General features: G+C 57.2%; 12 protein-coding genes. 7 read left to right on the top strand and 5 right to left on the bottom strand.

Going from position 1 to position 13042, the window contains the following annotated elements; genetic code table 11:
* Window positions 1-48: 48 nt before the first annotated feature.
* Complete coding sequence (fabV, locus tag HF257_RS09600) at window positions 49-1242, bottom strand: enoyl-ACP reductase FabV (RefSeq protein WP_185708699.1); 1194 nt, start codon at window positions 1240-1242, stop codon at window positions 49-51.
* A 309-nt stretch (window positions 1243-1551) separates the two neighbouring features.
* On the opposite strand from fabV, the gene HF257_RS09595 reads away from it, so the two are divergent.
* Both HF257_RS09595 and ppnN read left to right on the top strand, forming a co-directional pair.
* Entirely contained in the window at window positions 1552-2376 is an 825-nt protein-coding gene (locus HF257_RS09595) for an aspartyl/asparaginyl beta-hydroxylase domain-containing protein (RefSeq protein WP_185708698.1), read from the top strand.
* Between the two features lie 151 nt (window positions 2377-2527).
* On the top strand, window positions 2528-3901 hold the full coding sequence (ppnN, locus tag HF257_RS09590) for a nucleotide 5'-monophosphate nucleosidase PpnN (RefSeq protein ID WP_185708697.1): 1374 nt from the start codon (window positions 2528-2530) through the stop codon (window positions 3899-3901).
* Between the two features lies 1 nt (window position 3902).
* On the opposite strand, the gene HF257_RS09585 is transcribed toward ppnN, so the two are convergent.
* The 3 genes from HF257_RS09585 to mqo form a co-directional block, all read right to left on the bottom strand.
* On the bottom strand, window positions 3903-4295 hold the full coding sequence (locus HF257_RS09585; protein ID WP_185708696.1) for a RidA family protein: 393 nt from the start codon (window positions 4293-4295) through the stop codon (window positions 3903-3905).
* Between the two features lie 116 nt (window positions 4296-4411).
* Window positions 4412-4741 (bottom strand): YXWGXW repeat-containing protein, encoded by a 330-nt coding sequence (locus HF257_RS09580; RefSeq protein ID WP_185708695.1) that lies wholly within the window; start codon window positions 4739-4741, stop codon window positions 4412-4414.
* 264 nt (window positions 4742-5005) lie between these two features.
* A complete protein-coding gene (gene mqo, locus HF257_RS09575; RefSeq protein ID WP_185708694.1) occupies window positions 5006-6652 on the bottom strand; it encodes a malate dehydrogenase (quinone) in 1647 nt (548 codons plus the stop codon).
* 482 nt (window positions 6653-7134) lie between these two features.
* Between mqo and HF257_RS09570 the strand changes: the two genes are divergently transcribed.
* Window positions 7135-8322 (top strand): MFS transporter, encoded by a 1188-nt coding sequence (locus HF257_RS09570; protein WP_185708693.1) that lies wholly within the window; start codon window positions 7135-7137, stop codon window positions 8320-8322.
* A gap of 48 nt (window positions 8323-8370) precedes the next feature.
* On the opposite strand, the gene HF257_RS33290 is transcribed toward HF257_RS09570, so the two are convergent.
* Entirely contained in the window at window positions 8371-8580 is a 210-nt protein-coding gene (locus tag HF257_RS33290) for a hypothetical protein (protein WP_233081476.1), read from the bottom strand.
* A gap of 246 nt (window positions 8581-8826) precedes the next feature.
* Between HF257_RS33290 and HF257_RS09565 the strand changes: the two genes are divergently transcribed.
* The 4 genes from HF257_RS09565 to tal all read left to right on the top strand — a co-directional run bounded on the left by HF257_RS09565 (window position 8827) and on the right by tal (window position 12975).
* On the top strand, window positions 8827-9486 hold the full coding sequence (locus tag HF257_RS09565; RefSeq protein ID WP_185712084.1) for a Wzz/FepE/Etk N-terminal domain-containing protein: 660 nt from the start codon (window positions 8827-8829) through the stop codon (window positions 9484-9486).
* 414 nt (window positions 9487-9900) lie between these two features.
* Window positions 9901-10740, top strand: coding sequence for a lipopolysaccharide kinase InaA family protein (locus HF257_RS09560; protein ID WP_185708692.1), 840 nt, complete (start codon window positions 9901-9903; stop codon window positions 10738-10740).
* A gap of 102 nt (window positions 10741-10842) precedes the next feature.
* Window positions 10843-11838, top strand: a complete 996-nt coding sequence (gene dusA, locus HF257_RS09555; protein WP_185712083.1) for a tRNA dihydrouridine(20/20a) synthase DusA — start codon at window positions 10843-10845, stop codon at window positions 11836-11838.
* Window positions 11839-12048: 210 nt separating this feature from the next.
* Window positions 12049-12975 carry a transaldolase gene (gene tal / locus HF257_RS09550; RefSeq protein WP_185709355.1) on the top strand — a complete coding sequence of 309 codons (927 nt, stop codon included), beginning with the start codon at window positions 12049-12051 and terminating at the stop codon, window positions 12973-12975.
* Window positions 12976-13042: the final 67 nt, after the last annotated feature.

The following is a 13042-nucleotide window of genomic DNA, read 5'->3' as shown; positions in this document are numbered from 1 at the left end:
ACACTCCGTATTCGCGAGCAAGCCCGCTCGCACATTTTTCGACCGTGTTTAAGCCTGGATCAGGCCATTGATCTTCACGGTAGGGTTCACATCAGCGTCGTAATCCACGCCGTCGATTTCAAAGCCGAACAAGCGCAGGAATTCAGCCTTGTAACCGGCAAAATCACTGATCTCATTGACGTTGTCGTCGGTGACCTGGTTCCACAGTGCAGCCACGGCGTCCTGGACTTTAGGCTCCAGCTCAGCCAGGTCGGCACGCAGGCGGCCGTCGGCGTCGAGTTTCGGCTCGCTGCCGTACAGGCTGTCCTTGAACAGGCCGTAGACCTGCTCGATGCAGCCTTCGTGGGTGCCCTGCTCTTTCATCACTTTGAACAGCAGCGACAGGTACAGCGGCATGATCGGGATCGCCGAGCTCGCCTGGGTGACCACGGCCTTGAGCACCGACACACGGGCGTCGCCCTTGAGTGCCGCGAGGTTGTCGCGCAGGGTCAGGACTTTCTTGTCGAGGTCTTTCTTGGCTTCGCCGATGGAGCCGTTCCAGTAGATGTCCTGGGTCAGCTTCTCGCCGAGGTAGGTGAACGCGGTGGTCTTGGCGCCTTCGGCCAACACGTCGGCGTCACGCAGGGCGTCGATCCACAGCTGCCAGTCTTCGCCACCCATCACTTTGACGGTGCCGTCGATTTCTTCCTGGGTCGCAGGCTCAAGCGTGGTGTCAACCACAACGCCCTTGTCGGTGTTGATCCCGCGCAGGGTCACGGCCTTGCCGATCGGCTTGAGGGTGGAGTTGTGCACCACGCCTTGCGGGTCGGTACGGCGTGGCGCAGCCAGGCTGTAGACCACCAGGTCGATCTTGCCCAGGTCCTTCTTGATGGTTTCGATGGTCAGGCGCTTGATCTCGTCGGAGAACGCGTCGCCGTTGATGCTCTTGGCGTACAGGCCTTTTTCGACAGCAAACTTCTCGAACGCGGCGCTGTTGTACCAGCCGGCCGAGCTCAACTTACCTTCTTCGCCTTCTTTCTCAAAAAACACGCCCAGGGTATCGGCGCCGCAGCCAAACGCAGCACTGATGCGCGCGGCCAGGCCGTAGCCGGTGGAAGCGCCGAGAACCAGCACCTTCTTGGGGCCGCCTTCGATGGCGCCGTGCTGGGTGACGTAGTCGATCTGTTCCTTGACGTTCGCTTCACAGCCAACAGGGTGAGCGGTCACACAGATAAAGCCACGAACCCGCGGTTTGATGATCATAAAATTTCTGCCTCTTCCAAGGGGTCGACGGCCAGTGGTGGCCATTCAACTTCATTCGTACCGGTCTATGACGTCCGAAAAACCGAAGCGTCACGATAGTCGCAAATCTTGCGTTTACAAAATCCAATCAACAAAACGCTGAGCGGGTTAAAAACTGTGTAAAGCCTTCACAATTTCGCAATATTTAAAACGCCCGACTGAGGGATAAAGCCCTATTATAAGGAGATTGTTTCCATATATTTCAAAGCCTGGCGGATCGCGATGCCGGGGGCTGGAGTCTATACATCTTCCCCGCTGGAGCTGAGCTGCATGAGTGCGAGTGTCATCCGCAAGAGAATGGTTTCGGCCGCCTGGGTGCTGGGCGTGTTGCTGATCATTTATTGCTTCCCGGTTACTACCCTGGTGTTCCTGGCCCTGGTGCTGGTGTGCGGTGTCTACGATTTTTTGCGCAACGGCCTATACGACCGCGCGACCATCAAGAAATACTTCATTGGCAGTGGTCGCAACACCTGGCTGTTGGCGCCGTTCAACACGCTGTTCGACCTGCTGAGTTCGCGCAACCGCCACGTTTACACGATGAACGACTTGCCCGCCGCGTGGCGTGAAGACCTGCAACAGGTGATCGACGACGCCATGGCCCACAAGGATGAAATCATCGGCTACCTGGACGAGCGCATGGCGGAAAAAAAGCGCGGCATGCTGTTTTTCCAATGGTACGGACGGCCCATCGAAACCACCCTCGACATTCCGAAACTCCGGGAAAAACTGCCGTTCGTGAAAACCATCGGTGTGTCCGTGTTTAACGAAAACCGCTCGACCTCCTTTCACTTCGGCCCCCTGCGCATGATGTTCCGCGTGCTCTACAACATGGCGCCGGCGCCCCATCACGACGGCGTGTACATCCAGGTTGGCAAGCACAAGCATTACTGGCACGACGACCCGCTGTTTATCTTCGATGACACGCTGATGCATGCGTCCTTCAACAAAAACGACGCAAAGCGTTACTGCCTGTTTATCGATATCGTGCGGCCGACCCCATTGCCTTCGGTGCTCAACGCCGTGATTGCGGGTTTTGCCGGGATGGTCTTTACCCTGCGTCGGGTTTTCTACAAAAACTGGAAGCTGATTCAGTAAGTTCTGCGGCATGATGGTGCCGGACGGGGTTTGCACTCGGCCTTGGGCCTGAGGTAAAAAACCGTCCCGTGCGACCGAATTCGGCGCCCACCCTTCTCAAGCCATCGCGGCGCCATCAAGGGCGCGGTGGCTGCGCCTTCAAGGAATCAGAATGCCCCAACGTCAAGTCATCAATGCCTCCGTCAGCCCCAAGGGCAGCCTCGAAACCCTGTCCCAACGTGAAGTCCAGCAACTGAGCGAAGCCGGTACCGGCAGCATCTACACCCTCTTTCGTCAGTGCGCGCTGGCCATCCTCAACACCGGCGCGCATATCGACAACGCCAAGACCATTCTCGACGCCTATAAAGACTTTGAGGTGCGTATCCACCAGCAGGATCGTGGCGTACGCCTCGAACTGTTGAACGCTCCGGCCGACGCTTTCGTCGATGGCGAAATGATCGCCAGCACCCGTGAAATGCTGTTCAGCGCCCTGCGCGATATCGTCTACACCGAGAACGAGTTGGACAGTCAGCGCATCGACCTGAGCAATTCCCAAGGCATCACCGACTACGTGTTCCACTTGCTGCGCAACGCCCGCACCCTGCGCCCCGGTGTCGAGCCGAAAATCGTGGTGTGCTGGGGCGGGCACTCGATCAATACCGAAGAATACAAATACACCAAGAAAGTCGGCCACGAACTGGGCCTGCGCAGCCTCGATGTGTGCACCGGTTGCGGCCCTGGTGTAATGAAAGGCCCGATGAAAGGCGCGACTATTTCCCACGCCAAGCAACGCATCACCGGCGGGCGCTACCTGGGCCTGACCGAGCCGGGCATCATCGCAGCCGAGGCGCCGAACCCGATCGTCAACGAACTGGTGATCCTGCCGGACATCGAAAAACGCCTGGAAGCGTTCGTGCGTGTCGGCCACGGCATCATCATCTTCCCGGGCGGCGCCGGCACGGCTGAAGAGTTCCTGTACCTGCTGGGTATCCTGATGCACCCGGACAACCGTGACCTGCCGTTCCCGGTCATCCTCACGGGGCCAAAACACGCAGCGCCCTACCTGCAGCAATTGCACGCGTTTGTCGGCGCAACGCTGGGCGAGGCCGCACAGGCGCACTACCAGATCATCATCGACGACCCGGCCGAAGTGGCTCGCCAGATGACCGCCGGGCTCAAGGCAGTGAAGCAATTTCGTCGCGAACGTAATGACGCCTTCCACTTCAACTGGCTGCTGAAGATCGATGAGGGTTTCCAGCGCCCGTTCGACCCAACGCACGCCAATATGGCCGCGCTGCAACTGAGCCACTCGCTGCCACCGCATGAGTTGGCCGCCAACCTGCGCCGCGCGTTCTCAGGCATTGTGGCAGGCAACGTGAAGGACAAGGGTATCCGTCTGATCGAGCAAAATGGCCCTTACGAGATCCACGGCGACCCGGCCATCATGAAACCGCTGGACGAGTTGCTGCAGGCCTTCGTGGCGCAGCACCGCATGAAATTGCCAGGTGGCGCGGCGTATGTGCCGTGTTATCGCGTGGTTCAATAACTCAGCGCTGTACGGCCACACATTTGATTTCCACCAACAAACCGGGATGCGCCAGTTCTGACACGCCAATCGTCGTCCAGGCGCAATGCCCGCGTGGAAACAGGCGGTTTTTCACTTCACGAAAAACCGCCATGTGCTGGCTCATGTTGACGTGGTAAGTGGTCATGTCCACCACATCGTCGAAGCTGCATCCGCCCTCCTCCAACACCACTCGCAGGTTCTCCCAGGCGGCGACGAATTGCGCCTCTGGGTCGTCGATCACAGCCAGTTCTGGTGTGCGACCGACCTGCCCGGCGCAGTAAAGGGTGTTGCCGACCTTTACTGCCGGGACGTAACCGGCGCGCTCGACAATAGGGTGCATGGCGGCAGGGATGATGAGGTGGCGGTCGGTCATGGACTGTCTCTCTTTACGGTCGTCTACAGGCGTGTCGATGGGGTAAGTCGGGCAATCTTTTTACCTGTTCCGATTAACCCACGCCACACACAGTGGCCGCTTCGATCTAGCCGGGATCAACGTATCCAGCCCCCCACCTGCCAGTGGTAGCCGTCATTGCGTTGTACCCAGTGCGGATGCACGTAACGATAACCTTCGCGCACCTGCTCCCAGTGACCGTGTACCGCGACGTATCGCCCACCTTCCCAACGCCAGTAGCCGCGCGACCAGATATAACCGTAACGGGGTGCGGGCTCGACTTCGATCACTTGGACCGGTGGCGGTTGCGGAGCAACGACTTCAACATACTCCCGTTGCACCGGCCCACGCTCATGCACAACACGCTCTTGCACACACCCGGACGCCGCGACGACGACCGCCGCCAATGCCGCATAACGTAGCAACATACACATTCCTCGGGCGTGATCGCCCAACACATACACCGGTAAAAAATGCCCCCTTGCTACAGCCTCGCTCCTGCTTGGCTCTGGGATATTTTTAACAGGTCGTGTCTGTCGGATTGCTGAACCCGTTGCGACCGAAACGCAGCAGCAAAGGCGTAGGTAATCCGGCTGCTCGATAAGCCAGGGCACGCCATCGCCAACCAACGCCCAATAAAAAGCCCGCTGACCGTTACCGGTTCAGCGGGCTTTGTTGCATCTCGACTTGGCTTACAGCGCCAGGTCAGACGCAGGCTTGCTCGGCTCAGCCGCAGGCTTGGCAGCCTCGGTGGCTTTTGGAGCAGCCAGTTGCGGAATTGCAGGCGGTGGAGTCAGTTGCAGGACGCCGGCGGTGTAGGCCCACTCCTTGGCAACCGCTTCCGGGCTGTCGTTCAGCTTGGTGCCGTAGCTCGGTACGATCTGGTGCAGCTTGGCCTGCCACTCAGGGGTCGCAACCTTGTCCTTGAACACTTTCTGCAGCACGGTCAGCATGATCGGAGCCGCGGTGGACGCGCCTGGCGATGCACCCAGCAGGCCTGCGATGGAGTTGTCGGCAGAGCTGACCACTTCGGTACCGAGTTTCAGGACGCCGCCCAACTCTGGGTCACGCTTGATGATCTGCACGCGCTGACCGGCTTGCCACAGGCGCCAGTCTTCTTTCTTGGCGTTCGGGAAGTACTCTTTCAGGGCGTTGTAGCGGTCGTCATCCGACAGCATCAGTTGGCCAGCAAGGTACTCGACCAGTGGGTACTCACGCACACCAACACGGGTCATCGGCCAGATGTTGTGGGTGGTAGTACTGGTCAGCAGGTCCAGGTACGAGCCTTCTTTCAGGAACTTGGTCGAGAAGGTGGCGAATGGGCCAAACAGAATTACGCGCTTGCCATCCAGTACGCGGGTGTCCAGGTGCGGAACCGACATCGGCGGTGCGCCAACCGAAGCCTTACCGTAGGCCTTGGCCAGGTGCTGCTCGGCGATAGCTGGGTTATCGGTAACCAGGAACGAACCACCAACCGGGAAGGCCGCGTAGTCCTTGGCTTCAGGAATACCCGACTTTTGCAGCAAGTGCAGTGCACCGCCGCCGGCGCCGATGAACACGAACTTGGCGTCGGTTTCAGTCTTGGTGCCGTCTTTCAGGTTTTTGTAGCTCACACGCCACGAACCGTCGGCGTTGCGGGTGATGTCCTGCACTTCGCTCGACAGTTTCAGGTCAAACTTCGGCGTGGTTTGCAGGTGAGCAACGAACTGGCGGGTGATCTCGCCGAAGTTCACGTCGGTGCCGATCGGGGTCCAGGTGGCCGCGATTTTCTGGTTCGGGTCACGCCCTTCCATCATCAGCGGAACCCACTTGGCGATCTGCGCCGGGTCTTCGGAGTACTGCATGCCAGCAAACAGCGGGCTCGCTTGCAGGGCTTCGTAGCGCTTCTTCAGGAACTTGATGTTGTCATCGCCCCACACAAAGCTCATGTGCGGCGTGGAGTTGATGAACGAACGCGGGTTCTTCAGCACGCCCTGCTGGACCTGCCAGGACCAGAACTGACGGGAGATCTGGAACGCTTCGTTGATCTCGACCGCTTTCGGGATCTCAACGTTGCCGTTCTTGTCTTCCGGGGTGTAGTTCAGCTCAGCCAGGGCCGAGTGACCGGTACCGGCGTTGTTCCAGCCGTTGGAGCTTTCTTCGGCCACGCCATCAAGGCGCTCGACCATCTCCATCGACCAGTCCGGCTGCAGCTCATTGAGCCATACACCCAGGGTTGCACTCATGATGCCGCCGCCGATCAGCAGCACATCGACTTTCTTTGCCTCTTGCGCGTGAACGGAGCTGATCCCCAGCGACAAAGCCAGCCCTAGCAAGGCAGTGTTTACTTTTTTAAACATCAGTAGCACCTATGATAAAACGCCATCCGCCCTACCACCCCGGATCATGAGCAAGCCACCATTACGCTGCGCCAGGCAACGCACCGCGGGGTTTGCACATTCACTTGAGGGCCGCAGGGTGGGCACACAAGGTCGATGTATCGACCTCACTTTTATGTCCCTTCTGCGCTGACTTTTTATCATTATTGGCTTCAGCTACCTGGGCGACAGCCAATCGCTGGGACGCATACGGATGTACGCACCAGAAAGAGACTAGACCAAGACGGCGCGCAGAATATCACGGCAAACGGCGTTTATGCGCCGTTTGGCCAATTGACAGCTCTAAATCGCAGCTTTTAACGCGCCGGTGTCAAGCGTGGCAGCCGCGACCTGAGGTCACAGGCCTGGAACTCTCACGCCAACGGCTGTTCTAGACACCTTCGCCGCCGCTTGCGTAGCATCGACGGCTCTTCTTCGTACCCCCCATCCACACAGAGTTACCCATGACTATCCAGCAAACACCCGGGCACGTACTGCCCGCGCGCAGCGCCGCCAAAATGGAAGCTGCCATGGCCGTGGGCGCCTTCGCGATCGGTACCGGCGAATTTTCCATCATGGGCTTGATGCCCGACATCGCGCAGAACTTGGGCTTAAGCGAACCCCAAGTCGGCCATGCCATCAGCGCCTACGCGCTGGGCGTCATGGTCGGCGCCCCACTGCTGGCGATTCTCGGCGCCAAATTACTACGTAAACACATGCTGCTGTTGCTGATGGGCCTGTACGCCTTGGGCAACTTGGCCACGGCGTTTACCCCGACCTTCGGCTCGCTGGTGGCCTTCCGCTTTATCAGCGGCCTGCCACACGGTGCCTATTTCGGCATCGCTGCCGTGGTCGCTTCCAGCATGGTGCCCACTGACAAACGTGCTGGCGCTGTCGCACGCGTAATGATGGGCCTGACCCTGGCCATGCTGCTCGGCAACCCCATTGCCACCTTCCTCGGCCAACACTTGGGCTGGCGCTCGGCGTTCGCATTGGTCAGCGTGATCGCCCTGTGCACCATCGCCTTGGTCTGGCAATTCGTTCCCCACCGCCACGACGAACAACGCAGCGACCCGCGCAAGGAACTGCGCGCCTTCACCAAACCCCAGGTGTGGATGGCACTCTCTATCGGTGCTATTGGCTTTGCCGGCATGTTCTGCGTGTTCAGCTACCTCGCCCCGACCATGCTCGAAGTGACCAAAGTGTCGCCGCAGTGGATTCCGTTTGGGCTGGCGGCGTTTGGCGTGGGTGGCATCATCGGCAACATCGCCGGCGGCAAGCTGTTTGATCGCATGCAGTTCCGTGCGGTGGGCTTGATCCTGGTGTGGTCGATGGCCGTGCTGGTGCTCTTCCCGTTTGCCGCCGGGTCGTTGTGGAGCGTACTTCTGGGAATCGGCCTGGTGGGCACCATGGTGTCAATGGCCGCACCGCTGCAGATCCGCCTGATGGACATCGCGCACGAGGCGCCTAGCCTAGCAGCTGCGTCCAATCATGCGGCGTTCAACCTCGCCAACGCACTGGGCCCGTGGTTTGGCGGGATGGCGATTAGCGCGGGACTGGGATGGACCAGTACCGGCTATATCGGAGCGGCCACGGCACTGGTCGGACTAGGCGTTTACCTGATAGCACGGCGCATGCCGGGCGGGCATTGATTAGGTAGATAAAAGCTAAGTGGGCAGGTAAATCTGCCCACTTCGATCTCAATCGTGCAGCAAGTCGGAACTGTACTGGTTGAAACTATTACCAATCCCGCTTCCTCCGAAGTTTACTCTGGTCGCGTTGCCAGATCCGTGGCCATCGAGGGATTGGCAACCTTCGGAGAGGCACGTGCTGGTGCTCATGCCTGAACATGCGCTAATAACCAACGCTGCGCCGGCAATGATCATGGCTTTGATAAGGTTCGAGCGCATTTTTCAAGTCCCTGAAGGCTGAGGCGTGAACGTTTATATCGTTTGGGTGATCGTATGCCGGTGAGACGCTGGCATTCATGAAACCTCAATGAGCGACAGCTACGGTTCAGGGTGCGGAGGGTAGTGATCGCACTAAATGACGCATCTTCAAACAAGAAATATTCGCATCTATTCCACACGGGAATAAAAAGTGTCTCGATGTGTTTTTTTCTCTACAATTCGGGCACGTTTAGAAAGGAATTTTTCGTGAGCATTTCAACGAATTCAAATAACCGTCCTAGTGATGAGATAGATCTGGTCCCGCTGATCCAAGCCCTCTGGACCAATAAGATAATTATCCTGGCAACAACAGTCGCAGGCGCTGTCATTTCACTGTCCCTCTATATGACGTCGGCAGAGGAATGGACGGCCAGCACTTACATCACAAAATCATCACTTTATAATTTATATAACGAAGTGAATAAAAAAGAGCTGGCAGCCGGAACTTCACCACCGCAAGTAGAACTGCAGCTGTATAGCTCAATACAGAATGATCTTTTCTACACCTCCATGGGCGTCATGGCATCGCAATCCATTTCATTAAAAGAAAGCGGTCCTAAGACAGGTAGAAATGAGGCCGTTCTCTACGTAGCGTCAGCCACCGCACCCTCCGCAGAGCAAGCCAAGTCTCAACTCAAGACAGCAATGGACACTGCGAATAACGAAGCCATTGCGCTTAACCTGCCAGCTTTAGCTCCTGAAAATAGCCTGAGAGCCTTCAACACGCTTGACGAAGTTAAAATCGGCAACAGCAAAAACAGTAAAAAATCTGCCGCACTTGGCGCCTTTTTAGGGTTAGTACTTGGGTGCATATTCGTGGTTGGCCGCGTCCTGCTCCGCCAATACAAAAGCTCAAATCCCGCTTAAGACCATTCATACCAACTCGCTGGTCAACCTATAAATGGCGTAGACCAGCGAAAGCGTAACTAAAACGATAAAAAATTTCGCATAAAGTGTTGTTTTCATTGTTAGCACTTAAAGTTTGAAATAATGGCGCAATGCCATTATTGCACCACGCAATTATTTTTTCACGCCAATTTTTCCCTCCCGAAGAACAAAAATCCCGCCCACTTGCGCCATGAAACTCAGCAGAATTTCAGTGCTGACCGTCAACCACACGGTAAAAAAACTCACAAAAACAAAGCACAGTCAATTATGGAAAACCCTTAAAGCTACCTTTATGACTTAAATTTAATGTTTAGACAGGTGATGTTCAGGTTGGATCCAATAGGTGCAGCCTGTAACATATCTGTCATATTTCACGAACAACAAGGATGTGTTTTGAGCTTTCCTGACAACACCGTGCTCCAGAGCTTTCCTGCAACCCTCAACCACCGCAACGCGACGATCTTCACCGCTAACCGCACCGACTCCAGCGCTCAGCAAGCAATTGAGGATTTGATCGACGCCCGCCTTCAATTGCGAGACCGCGTCAGTGCTCCCCTCAAAGGGATGGAGAACGACCTGTTCGCCAAATCCCAGCCCCTTGACAGCCTCAGACCAAAGCTTAGAGTGACGTTCGGGCGCGCAAAGCGTGACGGAGCGTTCGACTGGCCAGTAGAAGAAGTCATCAATACTCTAGGCGCACAAAAACGCGGCGCCCCCGTCGCCGGCCTGTATGGTTTCGGCTACAGGAAATCAGCTCTCGGCCTGATCCAGGAATTCTTCATATTCACCGAAATGCTCGACGGCCACCTTAATGGGCTCACATGGCTCAAGCGCGAACGCAACATTCAGAACCTAATTCACGTGTCCTTTAATCTGCTGCATGCTTTACACAGCAAAGACATCGTCCACATGGATTTCTGGGCCAACAACGTAATGATCGATCCGCAGCAACCCACACGAGCCAAGGCAATCGATCTGGAAAACTGCTTCCTCACCCCCACGGACCACCTCACTGAAGTCCTAGCGTTTCAATTCGGCTTTTATTACCGTCGGGAAATTTTCCGGTTCGTGATCGAGCACGATTACGATCGGTTGGTTTTTGAAGAGCTCGGTAAATATGACGGCATTGATCGCCGCCGTTTTGATGAGATTTACGCGCTAAGCAAACATGAGAATATAAGTCGCCGGGCACGACGCGAGATTTTTCATAAAGGGACGGTTGTTACAGGGTGAGCCCAGGCAATCACACAAGCGCTGAGAAGAGGTAGGCCCGGAATCCTGCCTCTGGATTCCTGATAAACTCGCGCACTCTGCCCTACCCACTCAGATTGCCCAATGCCCCTGACGACCGTTCCACCGCAACCGCTTTCCCGCCGCTTTTCCGTCGCGCCGATGATGGATTGGACCGACCGCCACTGCCGGTTCTTCCTACGCCTACTCTCCAAACACGCCCTGCTTTACACCGAGATGGTCACCACCGGTGCGATCCTGCACGGCGACCACGAGCGCTTCCTGCGCCACAACGAAGCAGAGCACCCTCTCGCGCTGCAGTTGGGCGGCAGTGTCCCCGCCGACTTGGCCGCCTGCGCCCGCATGGCCGAGGCTGCCGGTTACGACGAAGTGAACCTGAACGTCGGCTGCCCCAGCGATCGGGTGCAGAACAATATGATCGGCGCGATTCTGATGGCGCACCCTGCGCTGGTAGCAGATTGCGTGAAGGCAATGCGAGATGCGGTGTCGACTCCCGTGACGGTGAAGCACCGCATCGGAATTAATGGGCGGGACAGTTATGCCGAGTTGTGTGATTTCGTCGGCACAGTAAAAGAGGCGGGGTGCACCAGTTTTACGGTGCATGCGCGAATTGCCATTCTGGAAGGGTTGTCGCCCAAGGAAAACCGCGACATTCCGCCGTTGCGGTATGACGTGGCGGCTCAGTTGAAGCGGGACTTTCCTGATTTGGAGATTGTGCTTAACGGCGGGATCAAGACGCTGGAAGCATGCCAAGAGCATTTGCAGACGTTTGATGGGGTGATGCTGGGTCGCGAGGCTTATCACAATCCGTACTTGCTGGCGGAAGTGGATCAGCGGTTGTTTGGTAGTGACGCGCCGGTGATCAGTCGGGCGGAGGCGTTGACGCAGCTGCGGCCTTACATTGCCGAGCATTTGGCGACCGGTGGCTCGATGCACCATATCACCCGGCATATTCTCGGGCTGGGGACGGGCTTTCCGGGGGCGCGCAAGTTCAGGCAGTTGTTGTCGGTGGACATTCACAAGGCGAGTGATCCGTTGGCGTTGCTGGATCAGGCTGGGGCGTTGCTGGAAGGACGTTGAGCACACGGGCGGTGCCTGCGGGTTTGAATCCGGTCTTATGGGATTCGGTTGAACCTGCCGGCCGTTTTGCCCTCCTATTTAGCACCAAGGCCAATGTTTCAAACGGCCGTTTTCAGGTTGTTGCCCTCGCAAACGATCGAACGCATTTGCGCCTTGAGCGCCTGTCAGCGCTCGGGTAATGTCAACAGACCCATAGGACAGAGCACGCCCATGACTTCCAAGCTGGAACAACTCAAGCAAATCACCACTGTCGTAGCCGATACCGGCGATTTTGAAGCTATCGCCCGGGTCAAACCGCAAGACGCCACCACCAACCCTTCCCTCCTGCTCAAGGCCGCCTCGATCCCTGCTTATGCCAAGCTGCTGGACGAGTGCGTGAAGGACTGCAACGGTGACGTGGGCCTGGCCAGCGACCGCTTCGCGGTGGCGGTGGGCCAAGAGATTCTGAAAGTGGTTCCGGGGCGCATTTCCACCGAAGTGGATGCCCGCCTGTCGTTCGACACTGATGCCGTGCTCAAACGTGCGCACCGCTTGATCGACTTGTACGAAAAGGCCGGTATTGGTCGTGACCGTGTACTGATCAAGATCGCGTCCACCTGGGAAGGCATCCGCGCTGCAGAGAAGCTGGAAAAAGAAGGCATCCAGACCAACCTGACCCTGCTGTTCTCCTTTGCCCAGGCCGTAGCTTGTGCAGAGGCGGGCGTGTTCCTGATTTCGCCGTTTGTGGGCCGTATTTACGACTGGTACAAGAAAGCCAATGGCAACGACTACACCGGCGCTGATGATCCAGGCGTGCAGTCGGTGACACGCATCTACAACTACTACAAGGCCAATGGCTACAAGACCGTAGTCATGGGCGCAAGCTTCCGTAACTTGAGCCAGATCGAAGAGCTGGCCGGTTGCGATCGCCTGACCATCAGCCCTGACCTGCTAGAGAAACTGGCCGCTGATAACGGTAAGCTGGAACGTAAGCTGTCGCCGGGTCATGCCGGTGAAGCGCGGGTACATTTGAGTGAAGCGCAGTTCCGTTGGGAGTCCAACGAGGATGCGATGGCGACTGAGAAGCTGGCAGAAGGCATCCGCCAGTTTGCTCGGGACCAGGAGAAGCTGGAAGCGCTGTTGACTGCCAAGCTGTAAGGCAGGCGAAGACAAAAAGGGCGGCACCTGTGAGGGTGCCGCCCTTTTTTATGTCAGCTGGAAATGC

Source organism: Pseudomonas cremoris (genome assembly GCF_014230465.1).
The sequence above is the reverse complement of the archived record's forward strand: the minus strand, read 5'-3'. Positions and strand labels throughout refer to the sequence as shown.

Bases quoted from the DNA above. Each gene is read 5' to 3' on its own strand.
- fabV (WP_185708699.1), bottom strand. From the start codon at position 1,242: ATGATCATCAAACCGCGGGTTCGTGGCTTTATCTGTGTGACCGCTCAC.
- HF257_RS09595 (WP_185708698.1), top strand. From the start codon at position 1,552: ATGAGTGCGAGTGTCATCCGCAAGAGAATGGTTTCGGCCGCCTGGGTG.
- ppnN (WP_185708697.1), top strand. From the start codon at position 2,528: ATGCCCCAACGTCAAGTCATCAATGCCTCCGTCAGCCCCAAGGGCAGC.
- HF257_RS09585 (WP_185708696.1), bottom strand. From the start codon at position 4,295: ATGACCGACCGCCACCTCATCATCCCTGCCGCCATGCACCCTATTGTC.
- HF257_RS09580 (WP_185708695.1), bottom strand. From the start codon at position 4,741: ATGTTGCTACGTTATGCGGCATTGGCGGCGGTCGTCGTCGCGGCGTCC.
- mqo (WP_185708694.1), bottom strand. From the start codon at position 6,652: ATGTTTAAAAAAGTAAACACTGCCTTGCTAGGGCTGGCTTTGTCGCTG.
- HF257_RS09570 (WP_185708693.1), top strand. From the start codon at position 7,135: ATGACTATCCAGCAAACACCCGGGCACGTACTGCCCGCGCGCAGCGCC.
- HF257_RS33290 (WP_233081476.1), bottom strand. From the start codon at position 8,580: ATGCGCTCGAACCTTATCAAAGCCATGATCATTGCCGGCGCAGCGTTG.
- dusA (WP_185712083.1), top strand. From the start codon at position 10,843: ATGCCCCTGACGACCGTTCCACCGCAACCGCTTTCCCGCCGCTTTTCC.
- tal (WP_185709355.1), top strand. From the start codon at position 12,049: ATGACTTCCAAGCTGGAACAACTCAAGCAAATCACCACTGTCGTAGCC.